At 71.8% G+C, this 17,596-nt stretch carries 12 protein-coding genes; 3 read left to right on the top strand and 9 right to left on the bottom strand.

Going from position 1 to position 17,596, the window contains the following annotated elements:
• Positions 1-398: 398 nt before the first annotated feature.
• The 4 genes from tkt to GGD88_RS05465 form a co-directional block, all read right to left on the bottom strand.
• On the bottom strand, positions 399-2,402 hold the full coding sequence (gene tkt, locus GGD88_RS05480) for a transketolase (protein ID WP_184432518.1): 2,004 nt from the start codon (positions 2,400-2,402) through the stop codon (positions 399-401).
• 143 nt (positions 2,403-2,545) lie between these two features.
• Entirely contained in the window at positions 2,546-3,484 is a 939-nt protein-coding gene (locus tag GGD88_RS05475) for a phosphoribulokinase (protein ID WP_184432516.1), read from the bottom strand.
• An 86-nt stretch (positions 3,485-3,570) separates the two neighbouring features.
• The gene (gene glpX, locus GGD88_RS05470; RefSeq protein ID WP_246423580.1) at positions 3,571-4,551 is read right to left on the bottom strand and encodes a class II fructose-bisphosphatase; all 981 of its coding nucleotides are present in this window, start codon (positions 4,549-4,551) and stop codon (positions 3,571-3,573) included.
• A 147-nt stretch (positions 4,552-4,698) separates the two neighbouring features.
• Positions 4,699-5,382 (bottom strand): LuxR C-terminal-related transcriptional regulator, encoded by a 684-nt coding sequence (locus GGD88_RS05465; protein WP_184432514.1) that lies wholly within the window; start codon positions 5,380-5,382, stop codon positions 4,699-4,701.
• A gap of 164 nt (positions 5,383-5,546) precedes the next feature.
• On the opposite strand from GGD88_RS05465, the gene GGD88_RS05460 reads away from it, so the two are divergent.
• Complete coding sequence (locus GGD88_RS05460) at positions 5,547-5,966, top strand: VOC family protein (RefSeq protein WP_184432513.1); 420 nt, start codon at positions 5,547-5,549, stop codon at positions 5,964-5,966.
• A gap of 40 nt (positions 5,967-6,006) precedes the next feature.
• On the opposite strand, the gene GGD88_RS05455 is transcribed toward GGD88_RS05460, so the two are convergent.
• Positions 6,007-7,077 carry an EAL domain-containing protein gene (locus GGD88_RS05455; protein ID WP_184432511.1) on the bottom strand — a complete coding sequence of 357 codons (1,071 nt, stop codon included), beginning with the start codon at positions 7,075-7,077 and terminating at the stop codon, positions 6,007-6,009.
• A gap of 261 nt (positions 7,078-7,338) precedes the next feature.
• Here GGD88_RS05455 and GGD88_RS05450 point away from each other — a divergent pair, with 261 nt between their 5' ends.
• Together GGD88_RS05450 and GGD88_RS05445 are read left to right on the top strand one after the other, a co-directional pair.
• On the top strand, positions 7,339-8,370 hold the full coding sequence (locus GGD88_RS05450) for an ATP-binding cassette domain-containing protein (protein WP_221237015.1): 1,032 nt from the start codon (positions 7,339-7,341) through the stop codon (positions 8,368-8,370).
• Positions 8,367-9,710, top strand: coding sequence for a hypothetical protein (locus tag GGD88_RS05445; protein WP_184432509.1), 1,344 nt, complete (start codon positions 8,367-8,369; stop codon positions 9,708-9,710). The genes GGD88_RS05450 and GGD88_RS05445 overlap by 4 nt, the downstream gene beginning before the upstream one ends.
• On the opposite strand, the gene GGD88_RS05440 is transcribed toward GGD88_RS05445, so the two are convergent.
• From GGD88_RS05440 to GGD88_RS05425, 4 genes are all read right to left on the bottom strand, one after another.
• Complete coding sequence (locus GGD88_RS05440) at positions 9,629-10,981, bottom strand: 6-hydroxymethylpterin diphosphokinase MptE-like protein (protein ID WP_184432507.1); 1,353 nt, start codon at positions 10,979-10,981, stop codon at positions 9,629-9,631. The two genes, GGD88_RS05445 and GGD88_RS05440, sit on opposite strands and share 82 nt — an antisense overlap.
• A gap of 18 nt (positions 10,982-10,999) precedes the next feature.
• Positions 11,000-14,098 carry an EAL domain-containing protein gene (locus GGD88_RS05435; protein WP_184432505.1) on the bottom strand — a complete coding sequence of 1,033 codons (3,099 nt, stop codon included), beginning with the start codon at positions 14,096-14,098 and terminating at the stop codon, positions 11,000-11,002.
• A 399-nt stretch (positions 14,099-14,497) separates the two neighbouring features.
• Positions 14,498-15,997, bottom strand: a complete 1,500-nt coding sequence (locus tag GGD88_RS05430) for a hypothetical protein (protein WP_184432503.1) — start codon at positions 15,995-15,997, stop codon at positions 14,498-14,500.
• Between the two features lie 127 nt (positions 15,998-16,124).
• A complete protein-coding gene (locus tag GGD88_RS05425; RefSeq protein ID WP_184432501.1) occupies positions 16,125-17,573 on the bottom strand; it encodes a cobyric acid synthase in 1,449 nt (482 codons plus the stop codon).
• Between the last annotated feature and the right edge of the window lie 23 nt (positions 17,574-17,596).

Here is a 17,596-nt window from a genome sequence, read left to right as displayed (position 1 = left end):
GACCCCAGATCGTGCATAAGGTCCCACGCGGGAGCGTGGGACCGAGAAAACCTGCTCTCTCGCGCCCCCGCTCCCGCGGGGGCGCCCGCGGCGCGGCGACACGCGGTCCCACGCGGCAGCGTGAGACCCCAGATCGTGCATAAGGTCCCACGCGGGAGCGTGGGACCGAGAAAACCTGCTCTCTCGCGCCCCCGCTCCCGCGGGGGCGCCCGCGGCGCGGAGACACGCGGTCCCACGCGGGAGCGTGGGACCGGGAAAACCTGGGCTCTCGCGCCCCCGCTCCCGCGGGGGCGCCCGCAGCGCGGCGACACGCGGTCCCACGCGGGAGCGTGGGACCGAGAAAGAAAACCTGGGCTCTCGCGCCCCCGCTCCCGCGGGGGCGCGCGCTTTTCGCTGTCCTACAACCGCGCCTTGGCGGCCGCGACCACGGCGTCGGCCGTGATGCCGAAGTGCGCGTACAGCTTCGGCGCCGGCGCCGAGGCGCCGAACCCGGTCATGCCGACGAAGGCGCCGCCCTCGCCGAGCCAGCGGTGCCAACCCATGTCGCAGGCGGCCTCAATGCCCACACGCACGGTGCCCGGCCCCAGCACGCGGTCCCGATAGGCCGCGTCCTGCGCTGCGAACAGCTCCCAGCACGGCATGGAGACCACGGCGGTCGGAATGCCCTCCGCCTGCAAGGCGTCGCGCGCCTGGGCCGCGATCGCCACCTCCGAGCCGGTGGCCAGCAGCGTGACCCGGCGGTCGCCGCCCTCGGCCTCCGCCAGCACATAGGCGCCCTTGGCGCTCGGCATGTCGTCGGACACCGCGGTGCGCAGGGTCGGCAGGCCCTGACGGCTCAGGGCCAACACGCTCGGGCCGCCCTTGGTCTGGAGCGCCAGCGCCCAGCACTCGGCGGTCTCCACCGCGTCGGCGGGGCGGAACACATGCACGTTCGGCATGGCGCGCAGCGAGGCCAGATGCTCGACCGGCTGGTGCGTCGGCCCGTCCTCGCCGAGACCGATGGAATCGTGGGTCATGACGTGGACGACCCGCACCCCCATGAGGGCGGCGAGGCGGATCGCCGGGCGCGAATAGTCCGCGAACACGAGGAAGGTGCCGCCGTAGGGAATGGCCGTGCCATGCAGCGCCAGGCCGTTCATGGCGGCGGCCATGCCGTGTTCGCGCACACCGAAGTAGATGTAGCGCCCGGCGTAGTCCGGTGCGCGCACCGGGTCCATGCCACCCACCTTGGTGTTATTGGAGCCGGTCAGGTCGGCCGAACCGCCGACCAGGGTCGGGATCGCCGGCACCAGCGCCTCCAGCGCCTTCTGGGAGGCGACCCGGCTGGCGATGCTCGGCTTCTCCTCGATCAGCGTGGCGATATGCGCTTTCAGGGCGGCGTCCCAGCCCGCGGGCAGGTCACCCGACAGCGCCTCGGTCAGGGCCTCGCGCACGCCCGCGTCGGCGGCCTCCAGGCGGCCCGTCCAGTCGGCATGGTCCTGGGCTCCGCGCGCGCCGGCGGCGCGCCAGGCGGCCACCGCCTCCTCGGGCAGCTCGAACGGACCGTGGCTCCAGCCCAGCGCGGCCCGCGTCGCGGCGATCTCGTCATCGCCCAGGGGCGCGCCGTGGGTGGCTGCCGTCCCCTGCTTGTTGGGCGCGCCGTAGCCGATGACGGTGCGGCAGGCGATCAGGCTCGGCCGGTCGCTGTCGCGCGCGGCGGCGATGGCGGCGGCGACCGCTTCCGGATCATGGCCATCCACCCGCGTGGTCTCCCAGCCGCTGGCGGCGAAGCGGGCGAGATGGTCGTCGGAGGTGGACAGGTCGGTCGGGCCGTCGATGGAGATGCTGTTGTCGTCCCACAGCACGATCAGCTTGTTCAGCTTCAGGTGGCCGGCCAGCGAGATCGCCTCCTGGCTGATCCCCTCCATCAGGCAGCCGTCCCCGGCCAGGACGTAGGTGTGATGGTCCATCAGGTCGGCGCCGAAGCGGGCGGCGGCCATGCGTTCGCCCAGGGCCATGCCAACGGCGGTGGCGATGCCCTGCCCCAGCGGCCCGGTGGTCACCTCGACGCCGGGCGCGTGGCCGTACTCCGGGTGGCCCGCCGTCTTGCTGCCGAGCTGGCGGAAATTCTTCAGGTCCTCCATGTCCATGCCCGGCATGCCGGTGAGGTAGGCCAGGGCGTAGACCAGCATCGAGCCGTGCCCGGCCGACAGCACGAAGCGGTCGCGGTCCGGCCACTGCGGGTCGGCGGCATCGAACTTGAGGAACCGCGTGAACAGGACCGTGGCCACGTCGGCCATGCCCATCGGCATGCCGGGGTGGCCCGACTTGGCCGCCTGCACGGCGTCGGCGGCCAGGAAACGGATGCAGTTGGCCATGGCGGCGTGGCCGGCGTCGGCCTTCAGCGGGGTCTGGTGGGTCATCGTCGGTCCTCCCTCACGCGGGGCCGCCCCGGGGCCCGGGGCGGTCTGTCTCCTGGTCGTGTTCCTCGACGCGGCAGCGGCCGGGCGCGTGCTCCGGTCTCTGAGGACCGGTTGAACCACGCCCCGTCCGCCGCCGCATTGATCTAAATGGCATGGATGCCCAGCGCCGCCTTGACCATGTGGTAGGCGATCAGAAGCTGGGTCAGCGCCAGCGGATGGCTGACCACCTGCTGATTCTCGGCGTCGGTGAACTCGCCCACGTTGGCGCGCAGATGGCTGGCCTCGGGGATGAGATCCCACAGCAGGTTCTCCAGCGCGGCGGCGCGCTGGTCTGTGATGGCCCCGGAGATGCCCAGCACGTCCACCGGCTTGCCGTCGTGGTCGCGGGCCAGGTCCAGGCTCAACTCGTTCTTGGCGCCGGCGTCCACCAGGGGCGCCAGGTTGGGATGCGGCAGCGTCGGGCGCAGGATGTGGCGCACGTCCAGGTGGCGGCCGCGCTCCTGGCTCTGGCCGTCCGGCCGCTTGAACTGGATGACGATGTCGGCGAACACGCGCTGCGGGTGGATGTAGGCCGGGCTGTCGGCCTTGCGCTTCTCCAGGGACGCCAGGACCTGCTCGCGGGTGTAGCCGCGCCGGGCCGTGTCGCGCTGGATTTTCCAGTCGACTCGCAGGTCCTCGTCCGGCTCCACGTAGATTTTGACATCGTAGCAGTCGCGCATGGCGCGGGTCGTGTAGCCCAGCAGGCCCTCGACGATGATGTAGGGCTTGGGCGCGACGTACTCCGGCGCCACCAGGGTCCCCGCCTCGTGGCTGTAGACGGGCTTCAGGATCGGCTTGCCCTGGTTCAGCAGCGCCAGATGCTGCTCCATGATGTCCATGTAGTTGGATCGGGGATCCAGCGCCGACAGGCCGTTCTTCGCGCGCTCCTGGCGGGCGTAGCGGTGATAGTCGTCGGTGCAGATGGTGGCCACGCGATCCTCGCCCAGGATGCGCGCCACACCGGTCGCCAGCGTGGTCTTGCCGCTGGCCGAATCGCCGACCATGCCCAGGATGATGGGGCGATCGAAGCGCTTCAGAGGCATGACGGAGGGTCCCTCCCAACATCGGTCACGGGTGTCGTCGGTCCGGCGCCGGGGGCCGGACCGCGTGGGGGCGCAGTGCAGCGGCGTCACGCCCCCGGACGGGTGCGCGGGCGCCAATTGGACATGATCTGACGTTCGCCGCTGGCCCCGGAGATCATCAGGGTGTGCAGCCGCTCGTGGGTCTCGCGGCGTTCCACCCCCTCCAACAACAGGCCGGTGGTGATGCCGGTCGCACAGAAGAAAACGTTCCTGGAGCGGATGATATCCTCCAGAGCGTACCAGCGGGTGGAATCCAGCCCGGCCTCCTTGACCGCGATCTGCTCGGTCGGAAGCTGCGGATCCAGGCGCCCCATGAAGTCGCCGCCCAGCGCCCGCACGGCACAGGCGGACATGATCCCCTCCGGCGTACCGCCGGTGCCCATGAGCGCGTCGATGCCCGAATCGGGGATCGCCGCCATCAGCGCCCCGGCCACGTCACCGGCCGGATACAGCGCCACGCGCGCGCCCGCCTCGTGGATGCGCGCCACCAGGCCGCGGTGGCGCGGCTTCTCCAGCACATAGATGGTCAGTTCGCCGATCGGCTTGTTCAGGGCCTGCGCCAGTGCCGTGAGGCGCCGTTCCACCGGCCAGGTCGGGTCAATCTTGCCGCGCGCCGCCGGCGGCACCACCAGCTTCTCCATGTAGAAGGCCGGGCCCGGGTCCATCATGGTGCCGCGCGGCGCGACCGCGATCACGGCCAGGGCGTTGGTGAGGCCGTTCGCCAGGTAGGTGGTGCCCTCCACCGGATCCACGGCGATGTCGAGCTGCACGTCTTCGGTGGACGCGCCGCCAATGCGCTCGCCGGTATAGAGCGCGGGCGCCTCGTCCTTCTCGCCCTCGCCGATCACGACGACACCGTCGATGGCGAGTTGGCCCAGGGCCGCCCGCATGGCATCGACGGCGGCGCCGTCGCCGTCCTCCTTGCGGCCGCGGCCGATCCAGTCATAGGCAGCGCTGGCGGCGCCCTCGGTCACCGTGCGCAAGGCATACAGGAACAGGGGCGCGTTGCCCCCGGTCATGGTCATCATGGCCGTTCCTCTCCCCCGTTTTGTCACGACGGGTTGCGATGGGATGTCTGCGCCGACGCTAATCGGAGGGGCACCCGCTCCGGAACGCCCGCGAGGGGAGGACCACAAACTCTTTGGGGGTAATGCACCCCACCCGTTGGGGTGGGATCAGGCCGCCGACCCCGAGCGGGGCAGCGCATTGACGCCCGCGCCGCCGCCGCGGTCCGGGCTGGCGAGGTAGACGGCCACGGCACCGGCCCGGTTGGAGACGTCGAGCTTGCCGAACACGTTCTTCAGATGGAACTTGACGGTGTGCACCGAGATACCGAAGCGGGCGGCGATGCGGGCGTTGGACTGACCCTCGGCCAGGCAGGCCAGCAGTTCGCGCTCACGGGCGGTCAGGCCGTCCAGGGGCGAGGTCGCGCGCGGACCGGTGCGGGTGATGTCGGTATAGGGAAAGGTCATGTGCCCGCGCGCCACCGTGTCGATGGCGGCCAGCAGGCGCTCCGGGCTCTCGGACTTGCAGCAGAAGCCCGCCCCGCCCAGTTCCATGACCTGGCGTGGAATGTCCGGGTCGGGATCGCCGGTATAGACCAGGATGCGCGGGGCCTCCGGTCGATCGCGCAGCGCCCGCAGCACCGCCGGCCCATCCATGTAGGGCATGACCCAGCCGATGACCCCCACACGGAAGGTGAGCCGATCCACCGCCCGCATGAACAATTCGCCGTCCTCGGCGGTCCCGAGCAGGTTGAAGCGCGGATCGCCCCCCAACAGGGTCTTCATCGCCATGCGGACCAGCGGGCTCTTGTCGGCCACGAACACGTCCAGGAGTGGTCGCTCCCGCGTTTCCATCGTCTCAGTCTCCGACCCCTCCGACCCCCACCCTTTCGGCCGGGTGCACCCATCGCGCCCGAGCGAACACCGAGTGTCATCCTCGCCCCGTTTGAAACTGGAGTGCAAGAGCACAGATGGGGCAGTGTCCCGTTCCACGTTCCCCGAGAAGGAGACCGTCCGCAATGAAGTATCTTCACACCATGGTGCGCGTGTCCGATCTGGAGGCGTCCCTGGCCTTCTATACGGAAAAGTTGGGCCTGCGCGAGGTCCGGCGCAAGGATGTTCCGCAGGGCCGGTTCACGCTGGTATTTCTCGCCGCCGACGAGAGCCCGGAGGCGGAAATCGAACTGACCTACAATTGGGACCCGGAGGAACTGGGCGGTGGCCGCAGTTTCGGCCACCTCGCCTTTCGGGTGGATGACATCTACGACACCTGCCGGCGCCTGATGGACAAGGGCGTGACCATCAACCGGCCGCCGCGCGACGGCCGCATGGCCTTCGTGCGCTCGCCGGACGGAATCTCGATCGAACTGTTGCAGGCCGGCGACCCCCTGCCACCAGCCGAACCCTGGGCGTCGATGGAGAACACGGGTACCTGGTGACCGGCCGCGGCCGCACCGGTCCGCCGGCCCGGCCTGCCCCTCAGTCGGTCAGGATCGGCGCCGGCGCCGGGCGGGCGAGCAGGAAGCCCTGGACATAGTCCACGGCATGGCGCTGAAGCCACGCGAGGTCGGCCTCCGACTCGATGCCCTCCGCGATCACCCGGATGCCCAGATCGTGGGCCATCTGCACCAGGCGCTCGATGATGATGGCCTTGACCCGGTCGGCATGAACGCCGTCCACCATCGCCCGGTCCAGCTTGACGAAGTCGGGGCGCAAGCTGGGCAGGAGGCCGAGACCGGCAAAGCCGCCCCCCAGGTCGTCCAGCGCGACCTGAAAGCCGGCGTCGCGATAGAAGGCCAGCACCCGCGCCAGGTGGTGGGCATCGCCAATGCGCTCGGTCTCGATCACCTCGAAGACCACGCGGTCGCGCGACACCCCGGCCGCCTCGACGGCCGCCAGCGTGGTGCGCAGGCAGTTCGCCGGATCATACACCGCGGCCGGGGTGAAGTTGATGAAGATATGGCCGGCTGCCCGGGCCGCGGCCGCGTTCGCGACCGCCGTCGTGCGCGCCAGGCGATCGAGCGGGAAGATCAGGTCGGCCCGGCCGGCGATGTCGAACATGATCCCGGGCGGAATGTCGGCCCCGCTCTCGTCCACGCCCCGCAGCAGGCACTCGTGGGCGAACACCCGGGTCGGCTCGGCGGCATGAAAGATCGGCTGGAACAGGGTCTTGACCCTCTGCTCCCGCATGAGGGCGAGGAGCCAACCGCTCTGACCACGGGCGACATAGGTCTCCACGCGGTCCACCCGCCCCATGTCGGCCAGGCCCGGCACGGCACCGTCGGCCATGAACAGCACCCGGCTGTCCCGGGCCTCGGCGCGGGTCAGGACCTCATGCAACAGATTGGACAGCAGACCGTGTGTCGCCGCCGGCACCAGGACCACCACCGCATCGGCCTCGGCCCCGTCGCCGAGCTCGAAGCCATGGTCGCGCAGGGCCGACCGCAGCTTGCCGGCCGTGTGCCCCAGCGGGGGCCAGATGAACAGACGCCCGGCGCCGGACGGCGCCTCGGGCACCCGGCCGCAGCGGGGACAATCGCCCTGGTTCATGGACTTGGTCTCCTGTTGACTGCCGGCGCCACACCGCCAGAGGTTCACATGCTGCGCCGCGCGGGTCTGCGAGCGGTGTAACGCCAAACCCTCATACTTCGTAATTCCTGAGGAACGGTAAAGTTGCGACCGAGTCAAGAGCGCGCCCTCACCTCCGCCATGGCCCCGGCCGAACCCAGGCCCTATGCTGGTCCGGGCTGGCCGCCGCGCCACCCAGGCCCTCCGAAAGCCCCCTCCCGTCCGTGAGCAAGGACCGCCCCCGTGCCTGCCTCCTCCGCCGCCGCGGCGCCGCTCGTCGCGGTCACCGACCTGACCCGCGACTACCCGGGGCGCCGCGCCCTCGACCGTGTGAGCTTCTCGCTCGCCGCCGGCACGGTCACCGCCCTGGTCGGCCCGAACGGTGCCGGGAAGACCACGCTCATGCGATGCCTAGCCGCGCTTGATCCGCCGTTCGCGGGACGCGTCCTCGTGGACGGCCTGGATGCGGCCGAGCGCCCCCGCGACGTGCATCAGCGCACCGGATTCCTGCAGGATTTCTTCGGCCTGTACGACACCCTGACCGTGGCGCAGGGCCTGTGGTATGCGGCCGCGGCGCGCGCCGTGCCCGAGTCCGAGATCGCCGCGCGCATGGCCTGGGCGGCGGCGGCGGTGGACCTGTCCGACCGCATGAACCAGCGCGCCGGCACGCTGTCGCGGGGCCTGCGCCAGCGGCTGGCCATCGCCCAGACCATCGTGCACCGGCCCCGGATGGTGCTGCTCGACGAGCCCGCGTCCGGGCTCGATCCGGAAAGCCGCATGCACCTGGCCCGACTGCTGACCGACCTGCGCACCGCGCACGGCATGACGCTGTTGGTCTCGTCGCACATCCTGGCGGAGCTGGAGGACTACTGCACGCATGTGCTGATCCTGCGGGACGGCCGCCTGGTGCGCCACGACGCCCTGGCCGATGCCGCGTCCGCCGCGCCCGAACGCGCGGACCGCCCGCCAGGGCGGGTGACCGTCAGCTTCAGCGACGCGGTGCCGGACGCCGCCCGTCGCCTCGGCGCGCTGCCCGGCGTGGCGTCGGTCGAGGCCGGCCCGGCGCCCGACCGCGCGATCATGACCCTGACCCCCGCGACAGCGGGGCGCGAAGCCGATCAACGCGCCGCGCTGCTTCGCGCCCTGATCGACCAGGGCCTGCCGGTATGCGGCTTCGCGCCGCTCCAGCGCAACCTGACCGACGTCTACCGGGACCATCTGCGCCAGCCCAACGGCGCCGGCACCCCGGCCGACGGACCCGGAGGTGTCGCATGATGCTGCCCTTCCCCCTCGCCAACCCGGAGTTCCGGCGCAATCTCTGGGTCGAGTTCTCCGCCCAACGGCTGGCCACCATGCCGGCGCTGTTGGGCCTGCTGCTCCTGGGCGGGCACGCCGCCATGGGCGTCGAGGGCGTCGCCGGCCTCGCCACCACGGCGTTGTTCGTCCTGCTGGTCCTGTGGGGCACGCGCATGGCCGCCGGCGCGATCGGCGACGAGATCCAGGCCGGCACCTGGGACGCCCAGCGCATGAGTGCCCTCCGCCCGTGGACCATGACCTGGGGCAAGCTGCTGGGCGCGACGGCGTATAGCTGGTACGGGGCCGCGTTCTGCGTCGTGGCGCTGCTGGCCACCGGACGCACCGGGGCCGCCGAGATCCTGAACATGCTGCTGACCGGTCTGACCGCCCAGGGCGCGGCGTTCTTCGCCGGCCTGCTGCTCGTGCGCGGCGCGCCGCGCGGGACCGTGCGGACCAACATCGCGCTGGCCCAGGCGGTCGCCATCGTGCTGGCGATCTGGCTCGCAACCCGCGACTGGTACTGGAGCAGTCAAACGGTGCGGTGGTGGGGCCTGGACCTGGACGGCCGCGCCTTCATGCTGAGCACACAGGTGCTGGCCCTGGCCTGGGTGCTCGCCGGTGTGCACGCGGTGATGCGGGAGGAACTGCGCTACCCCTCCCAGCCCTGGACCTGGCTGGCCTTCCTCGCCTTCGCCGCCGCCTACACGGCGGGTTTCTCCGACGCCCTGTCGGTGGCGCTGTGGTTCGAGGCCATGGTGGCCGTCCCCGTGGTGCCGCTGGTGGTGGCCTTCGCGACCGCCGCCACGCTCACGCTGGTGGCCGCGCTGGCGGGACCGCAGAGCAGCGTCGCGCTGCGGCGCTGGCTGGCGGCACCGACGCGGGCACGCGGCCGCCCTGTCGCGCTGCTGCTGGAGGCGCCGGCCTGGAGTCTGGGCCTGGCCGTGACCGTGGCCCTGAGCGTGGCCCTCACGGCGGTGTGGCTGCGCGTGCCCTCGCCGGACTGGCTGCCGGTGCTGGTGTGGAGCGCGGTCCTCTTCCTGATCCGCGACCTTGGCATCGTGCTGGCGTTGACCCTGGACGGCGACATGCGGCGCGGCCCGGCGGGGGCGCTCATCGTGCTGCTCACACTCTACCTGCTGGTCCCGATCGCCCTGGCCGACGTCCTGCCCGGCATCGGTGCGGCGGTGCGCCCGACCTGGGGCGCCACCGTGTCCGGCACCCTGGTGCCGGCGCTGGGTCAGGCGCTGGTCGCCTGGGCGGTCGTGGGCTGGCGCTGGCGGTCGGTCCACGCCGGAGCCGCGAGGACGACGCCGGGATAGGGCCCGCGCGCCACCCCGCTGAGCCGTCCGCCGGGCGTGGCGTTGACCAGGCGGCGCCCGTGCGCCGCGTACACCCCGGCGGCGTGGCGCAGCGCGACCAACATGCGGTCGGTCTTCGGCAGATGCCAGCGGCGGCCGGGTCCGAAGTAGGCCGGATCGAAGTGGTTCGGATCCGCCGCCCGCGAGGCGATCACCCGACCCGCCACATGGGCCGACGGCGGCAGCCGATAGTCCAGGTCCATGCCGACCATCACGACCGGATCGCAGCCCATCAGGAACGCCAGTTGCAACGCCAGGTAGGCCACCGTCTGACCCGCGCACAGCGGCCCGTCGGCCGCGGTCGCGAAGCCCGGACGCGGCGGCGGGCGGTCGGGGTCGTAATAGGACCAGTCCACCGGCACATGCAGCCGCCCCGGCGCGGGCGGGATCAGATCGGCATGATCGCGTGGCAGGACGAGCGTCGTTCCGGGGTCCAGTGCCGCCAGTGCCGCCGCCTCCTCCGTCGCCACCAGCCGGTCCTCGACCACGTGCCAGTCGACGCGCAGGCGGCCGCGCCGCGCCAGGCGCCAGGCCCCGTTGAAGGCGAAGGTCACCGCCGCCTCCCACGGCGCCAGATCGGCACGCGCCAGATCCGTGTACGCCAACGACGGCCCGTTGCCGACCACCAGGGCGGGGCGGCCGGGGTGCAAGCCGACGAGATCGTCCAGGTCCGGCCCCCATGCGCCCGAACCCGGGTCCGGCGCGCCCCCCAGCACGACACCCGGATGCCGCGGCAGCGCCGCCCCGGTGACCGGCACCGCGGTCCCCGCCGGCACCATCACGCCCCCGACGTCCGCCGTCGGCCCGTCGATCGCCGGCAGACTCGACGGACACCAGGGCAGCGTTGCCCCGAACAGTCCGGGCCGCCCCATCGTCTCGACCAGGGGCGCGCCGCAGGACACGGCCACCGGCGCGGTCGGCCAGGGATCGACGGCCGCCAGTCGGGCCATCAGGTCGTCGGGCGGCACCACCCCTGGCCACACCACGAACGTCGGGTCCGTCATGGGCGGTCGGTCATCGGTCACCGTCGTGGTCAGGCGCACGCGGGCGGCCCACGGCGCCAGGGCATCGCGCAGACGCCGGTCCGGCCCGCCGATGCGGTGCACCGTCACCGCCGGTCCGCCCAGCGGGGCCGCGTCCAGCAGGCAGGCCAGCGTCCGCAGGGCGGCGGCGGTCTGCCCGTCCCGCACCGGCACCCGCAGGCCAACCCCGATGCGGGCGCGGGCCGACACCGATCCCTGCGCCGGGCCCTAGACGCGCATCACGCCGGCGGGGCGGGCGGGAACAAGTCCCTGGGTCAGCAGAGACACCATGCCGGCATTGTCCACCGGCCGGCTGAACAGATAGCCCTGGCCGAGCTGACAGCCGTTGGCGCGCAGGAACTCCACCTGGGCCTCGGTCTCGACGCCTTCCGCGACCAGCTGGAGGCCGAGCGAACTGGCCATGCGGATGATCGCCTGTGTGATCGCCATGTCGTCCTCGCTGCTCGGGATATCGGTGACGAACGAGCGGTCGATCTTGAGCGCGTCGATGGGAAAGCGCTTGAGGTAGGACAGCGAGGAATAGCCGGTGCCGAAGTCGTCGATCGACAGCGTGATGCCCACGTTCTTCAGCGACCACAACGCCTCGATCGCCTCGTCCGCGTTCTCGACCAGCATGCTCTCGGTCAGTTCCAGGTCCAGCAGATCGGGCTGCACGCCGGTCTCCTCCAGGATCCCCTTGATGGTCTCGGCGAGGCGCTGATCGCGGAACTGGCGCGCCGAAAGGTTGACCCCCACCCGCACCGGCGGCAGCCCCTGGTCCATCCACGCCCGCACCTGCATGCAGACCGCCCGAAACACCCATTCCCCGATCGGGACCACGAGGCCGGTCTCCTCGGCAACGGGCACGAACTCGACCGGGGAAACATGCCCCAGGTCCGCCGCGTGCCAGCGCAGCAGCGCCTCCGCGCCGACCACCGCACGGGTGCGCAGATCCACCTTGACCTGATAGACCATCGACAGTTCGTTGCGCTCCAGGGCGCGGCGCAGGCCGGTCTCGATCTGAAGGCGGCGGACCATGTCGTTGGACAGGCGGTCCGAATAGAACTGGTAGTTGTTGCGGCCCTTCTTCTTGGCGAAATTCACGGCCGTATCGACGTTGCGCAGGAGGTTCGAAATGCCGCCCCGGGTCTGCGGATAGATCACCACGCCGATCGAGCCCGACGTGTAGATCTCCCGCCCGTCGACCTCGAAGGGACGCGACAGGTCCTCCAGCATGCGGTGGGCGATCTCCGCGACCTCCTCCTCGCCGTCGACGTTCTCCAGGATCACGGTGAACTCGTCGCCGCTCTGGTGCGAAACCGTGTCGCCGGGGCGGACATGCCCCTGCAACCGCCGTCCGGCCATCTGCAGCACGCGGTCCCCGGCCGGATGGCCCAGGGTGTCGTTGATGTTCTTGAAATGGTCGAGATCGACGAACAGGATGCCCAGCGTTCCGCCGGCCTCGTCGGCCCGCGCGATTGCCGCCTCCAGCCGGTCGCGGAACAACGCCCGGTTGGGCAGGCCGGTCAAGGGATTGCGGGTGGCCAGGAAGAGCAGCCGCTGCTCGGCGATCTTGCGTTCCGTGATGTCGCGCATCATGCCGATGAAGAGTTGGCGGCCGCCCACCTTAAGATCGGACAGAGACAGATCAACCGGGAAGGTCGTGCCGTCCCGCCGCCGGGCCTCGACCTCGCGCCCCATCCCCATGACCCGGCTGCGGCCCGTGCGCACATAGGTGCGGACGTGGTCCTGATGGCTCGCCCCGATGTCATCGGGCATCAGGATCGACACCGGCTGGCCCAGCACCTCGGCGGCCTCGTACTCGAACATCTTTTCGGCGGCCGCGTTGAAGGTCTCAATGATGCCTTCGGTGTCGATGATGACCAGCGCCTCGACCATGGTGTCCATGATCTTGGAGAGCCGTTCCTCGCGCTGGATGATCTCCTCGGTGGCCCGTTGCCGGTCGCTGACGTCGCGCGCCACCAGCATGAAGCTCTTGCCCGGACCGTGCGGGTCATAGGGCACCGCGGCCAGTTCCACGTCGATGACACGGCCCCGCATGTCCAGCAGCCGCGCCGGCAGCCGGCGCCGCTCGACCACCAGCAGCGCGTCCACATCCTCAACGATGCCGCGGCTGTCCGCGTGGACGTACTGGCGGATGTCGCGTCCGACCATGGAGTCCGCCGGCCAGACCCCGAGCATCGCCGCGCCGGCATCGTTCATGAGCTCAATGCGATGGTCGCGGACGACACAGATCAGGTCGGGGGCCAGGTCGATCAGATGCCGGTAGGTCTTGTCGGCGCTGGCGATCTCCTCCAGCCGGCGCAGATCGAGCAGATCGTTGATGATCTCCAGCATGCCGTGGCCGGAGCGCACAATATCGTCGACATAAGAGCGATACTGCGGGTTCTCCAGCGCCCCGAACACCTGGGCCTGGATCACCTCGGCGAACCCGATGATGCTGTTGAGCGGTGTGCGCAGCTCGTGACTGATGGCGTGGAGCACCCGCGTCTTGGCGGAATCGGCGGCCTCCGCCTGTTCCAGGGCGGCGGCCACGCGCTGCTGCTGGCGCCGCCGCTCGGTGACGTCCGTCAGCGTCAGGGCCACCCCATCGCGCAGCGGCGTGGCGCTGATGCGCACCCACGGCGCCTGACCGTCCGGGCGGCGGATCTGGCGTTCCTCGGTCATGGTGTCCTTGTCGGACACCACGCGCGCCAGCAGCGCCACCAGATCCGGCCAGTCCATCGCGTCGGCCAGGACATCGGGCCCCAGGTTGGCAATCTCGACGCCCTTGCGGCCGATCAACGTCGTGAACGCGGGATTGACCAGAAGGCAGCGGAAATCAACCACAGCGTCGTGGTCGTCGCGCACCGCCTGAAGCGCCGCCAACCCGTCGGAGACGGCGTTCACCAGCCCCTCCAGGAACCCGCCGCCGCCCGCTAAGGCATTGATGGTGTCCTTCCGCGCGACCCCGTAGTTCACCGCCCGCCGCAGGCTCTCGGCCGAGAGGCCGTCCTTGCACAGGTAGTCCTGGGCCCCGTGCCGGACCGCCGCCATGGCGATCTCGTCGTCATCGTTGCCGGTCAGCACCACCACCGGCACGTCAGGGTTGACCGCGACGATCTCGTCGAGGGTCGACAGCCCGGCGGAATCCGGAAGCTGCAGGTCGAGCACGACGGCCTCGACCTGCACGCGCGCCAGAGTATCGCGCGCCTCGGCCAGGGTGGTGGCCGAGACCACATCGAATCTGGCCCGCCCGCCTTCGTCGAGCAGCGCCGCGACGAGACTGGCGTAGGTCGTGTTGTCTTCGACCAGGAGGATGCGCAAGACCCCCGTCTCCACCGTCTGAGTCCGGTCCGGCGACGACGGACAGACGCGCCCGCTCCGGGTCACGGCGCGGCCGCGTCACCGCCTTCGGCCAAAGAGTGCCCGTGCCCGCGCGCCGTGTCCAGTGAGATGACAGAACGGCGTCCGCACAATCATATGTCGTTTCACGGGCGTATCGCCTCTCTTCAGCACGTCACCGCAGCCGGAGATCTCCGTCGCGCGCGTCCCTCCATCCTATGCTGGAGTCGGCTGGTCGCCAGGGTGCCGCACAGACCGGACCATCGCGGACCGGCGAGACGGCGGCCGCTGGATGGGTTGGACCCTGGGGGCAGGCCAACCCACGGCCCGGGGCCGCGAGCGAACGACCCGATGATGCGGGATCGAAGTCAGTCCGCGTGCTCAATCCTCCTCCACGGCCGCCAGTTCATCGTCCAGCCGCAAGGCGTCCGCCCGATGGAACGGCCGCCCGGCCACCCAATGCACCGGCGGCGCGGTCGGTCGGTCGCCGCCGCGCGTGCCGCGTGTCCACAACGGCGCCACCGGGCCGGGCCGCTCCACAGCCCACGTCTCCACGTCGGGCCCCGGCGCGGACCGCGCCGGGGCCGGCGCAACCGGCGCCACAACCGGTTGGGGCTCTGGTTCGGCTTGGCGCTCGGGTTCCGGTTCGGGCTCGGGTTCGGGTTCCGGTTCGGGTTCGGGTTCGGGCTCGGGTTTCGGTTCGGGCTCGGGTTCCGGCTCGGTGTCCTGTTCGGGACCGACCTCCGGGTCGGCTTGGCGCATCAACACGGGCTCGACCAGGGGCTGCTCCGCCTCGGCGTCCCCCGTGACGGGTGCTTCGGGCGCCCCAGGCCCGACCGGTTCGGGGTCGCGGTAAGGGGCGGACCCAAAGTCGGGGTCGTCCGGCGGGTCCGCCACCGACGAGTCATCCGGCGGCCCGGCCGGCGCCGGCGCCGGATCCGCGGTGGGCGGGGCGGGTCGCGCCATCTCTGGCGCCGTGGACCTCAAGGCGGCCTCGGACCGCCACGGTCGTTCCGACTGCGGCCGAAGGCCCCGCAGGGGGACGACGGTCGCCGCGAGAGGCCGGGTTTGGTCGCGATCCGGCTCGGGCTCAGGTTCGGGTTCGGGCTCGGGCTCAGGTTCGGGTTCGGGCTCGGCCTCCATCTCCGTCTCCGCCGCCGCCCCTGCGTCGGCGTCCGTGCTTTCGTCCGCAACGGGCGTGGGGGCTTCTCCGGCGGTGTCCTCGGGGCGATCCTCGGGCGCCTCCCCGGACGCCTCCCCGGACGCCTCCCCGGACGCCTCATCGGGCGCCTCCCCGGACGCTTCCGCGGGCGCGCCGGCCAGGCGCGCCCACCCCGCCACCACCTCGGGCAGACCACGCCCCGTGCCCTGCATGTCGCGCAGCAGCGCCAGCACCTCGGCCGCCGGGGTCACACGCCCGGGCCGGGGCGCGTCGAAGCGGGCGTCGCCGACCGCCACCACCATGCCCTGGACCGGCGCCCCCCCGGCCGCCGCCTTCACGCCGTCCATGACCTGCGCGAGAAGCTCCAGCGGGGTGGGTACGCTGGTCGTGGTTCGCCCCTTGCGGATGCGCCAGGCCCCGGCGCGCGGCGCCTCGATCACCGTCCCCTCCAGGCGCACCGGCAACAGCACCATGACGGCATGCTGCAACCGCACCGCCGCCGCCACCGACAACGGATTGGCGGTGTCCACCATGCCCAGGAGACGCTGATCCAGCGACACCACACGATTGCCGCCACCGGTGAGAGCAAAGCCCTCCTCCCGCACGGCGGCGAGCAACTCGGGCCAGGTCATCCCGCCGGTCCCGCCAGCGGGGGCGTCGTCGCCCTTGCCGCCCATCAGGCGGCCGAACAGGCCGCCGCCGGAGCCTGGTTTCGCCATCGGTCGTCCTCCGCCCTGGTGCCCGGCCCGGCCCCGCGCCGCTCTTGGCCGCGCGGCACGCCGGTTCCGCAGTCTGAGCCGGCGGCCCCCGGCCCGTCCAGTCCCCCGCATCATGAGAGCGGCCCCCTCACGCCGACCGCGCGGCGCCGTCCCCGAACAGCGCGGCGAGATCCACATGGGCCGAGACATGGTCCGCCAGCGCCTCCAGCGCGCCCTCGATACGCACCGCGAAGGCCGGTCCGGCATCGCGGCCCGGTCGCAGCCCGGCGAGCAGCGCCGCGCGCGTGGCGTCCCGGTGCAGCAGCGCATGCAGGTAGCAGCCCAGCACGCGCCCGTCGGGCCGGGCCGCCCCGTGCGCCGCCAGCCCCGCGATCCCCGCCAGGGCGCCCGGCCACGGCCGGCCGGCATCGGGGCCGGTCGTGACCCCCATGTGCATCTCGTATCCGAGCGGCCCCTCGCGCAGGGTCTTGGTGCGGCCGATCACCGTGTCCACGTCCAGCAGCCCCAGCCCCGGCGCCGTTCCGGCCGGCCCCTCGATGCCCTCGGGATCGGACACCGTGCGGCCCAGCATCTGGTAGCCGGCGCAGATCCCCAGCACCGCCCCGCCGCGCCGGACATGAGCGTACAGGTCGACGTCCCAGCCCTCGGCGCGCAGGACCGCAAGGTCGGCGATCGTGGCCTTGGAGCCGGGCAGGATCACCAGATCCACGTCGCCCGGCAGGGCCTTGCCCGGCGCCACGAACGACAGCGCCACATCCGGCTCGGCGGCGAGGAGGGGGTCCATGTCGTCGAAGTTGGCGATCCGGGACAGCCGGGGTACGGCCACCGTCAGGGGGGCCGTCTGGCGCGCCGCGGGCGGCGCCTCCAGCGCCACCGCATCCTCGGCCGGCAGATCCCGGGCGCGCTCGAACCACGGCACCACCCCAAGGCACGGCAGCCCGCCGGCACGCGCCGCGATGATGTCGATCGCCGGCGTGAACAGCGTCGGGTCGCCGCGAAACTTGTTGATGACGTAGCCGCGCACCAGCGCCCGCTCCGCGTCTGGCAACAGCGCCCAGGTGCCGACCAGGGACGCGATCACCCCGCCGCGGTCGATGTCGCCGACCAGCACGACCGGCGTGTCGGTGGCCCGCGCGAAGCCCATGTTGGCAATGTCACCGGCGCGCAGGTTGACCTCGCTGGCGCTGCCCGCCCCTTCCACCACCACCACGTCGGCCTCGGCGCGCAGCCGGTTGAAGCTGTCCAGAACCGCCGGCATCAGGTCCGGTTTCAGCCCGCTGTAGGCGCGTGCGTCGGCGTTGCCCCACACCCGGCCCTGAACCACGACCTGGCTGCCCACGTCGCTCTGCGGCTTGAGCAGCACCGGGTTCATGTGTACCGACGGGGCCACCCCGCAGGCCCGCGCCTGGAGGGCCTGGGCGCGGCCGATCTCGCCGCCCTCGCGCGTGACGGCGGCGTTGTTGGACATGTTCTGCGGCTTGAAGGGGCGCACCGTCAGGCCGCGCCGCACCAGCGCCCGGCACAGCCCCGCCACCAGCAGCGACTTGCCGACGTCCGACCCGGTGCCCTGGAGCATGAGGGCGCGGCCGGGCCGGCGCC

The sequence above is a fragment of the Roseospira goensis genome, from assembly GCF_014197795.1.
GTDB lineage: Bacteria > Pseudomonadota > Alphaproteobacteria > Rhodospirillales > Rhodospirillaceae > Rhodospira > Rhodospira goensis.
Note: the sequence above shows the minus strand (reverse complement) of the source record. Positions and strands in the feature narration are given on the sequence as shown.

Coding starts and splice junctions, on each gene's coding strand:
- tkt (WP_184432518.1), bottom strand. CDS start 2,402: ATGACCCACCAGACCCCGCTGAAGGCCGACGCCGGCCACGCCGCCATG.
- GGD88_RS05475 (WP_184432516.1), bottom strand. CDS start 3,484: ATGCCTCTGAAGCGCTTCGATCGCCCCATCATCCTGGGCATGGTCGGC.
- glpX (WP_246423580.1), bottom strand. CDS start 4,551: ATGATGACCATGACCGGGGGCAACGCGCCCCTGTTCCTGTATGCCTTG.
- GGD88_RS05465 (WP_184432514.1), bottom strand. CDS start 5,382: ATGGAAACGCGGGAGCGACCACTCCTGGACGTGTTCGTGGCCGACAAG.
- GGD88_RS05460 (WP_184432513.1), top strand. CDS start 5,547: ATGAAGTATCTTCACACCATGGTGCGCGTGTCCGATCTGGAGGCGTCC.
- GGD88_RS05455 (WP_184432511.1), bottom strand. CDS start 7,077: ATGAACCAGGGCGATTGTCCCCGCTGCGGCCGGGTGCCCGAGGCGCCG.
- GGD88_RS05445 (WP_184432509.1), top strand. CDS start 8,367: ATGATGCTGCCCTTCCCCCTCGCCAACCCGGAGTTCCGGCGCAATCTC.
- GGD88_RS05430 (WP_184432503.1), bottom strand. CDS start 15,997: ATGGCGAAACCAGGCTCCGGCGGCGGCCTGTTCGGCCGCCTGATGGGC.
- GGD88_RS05425 (WP_184432501.1), bottom strand. CDS start 17,573: ATGCTCCAGGGCACCGGGTCGGACGTCGGCAAGTCGCTGCTGGTGGCG.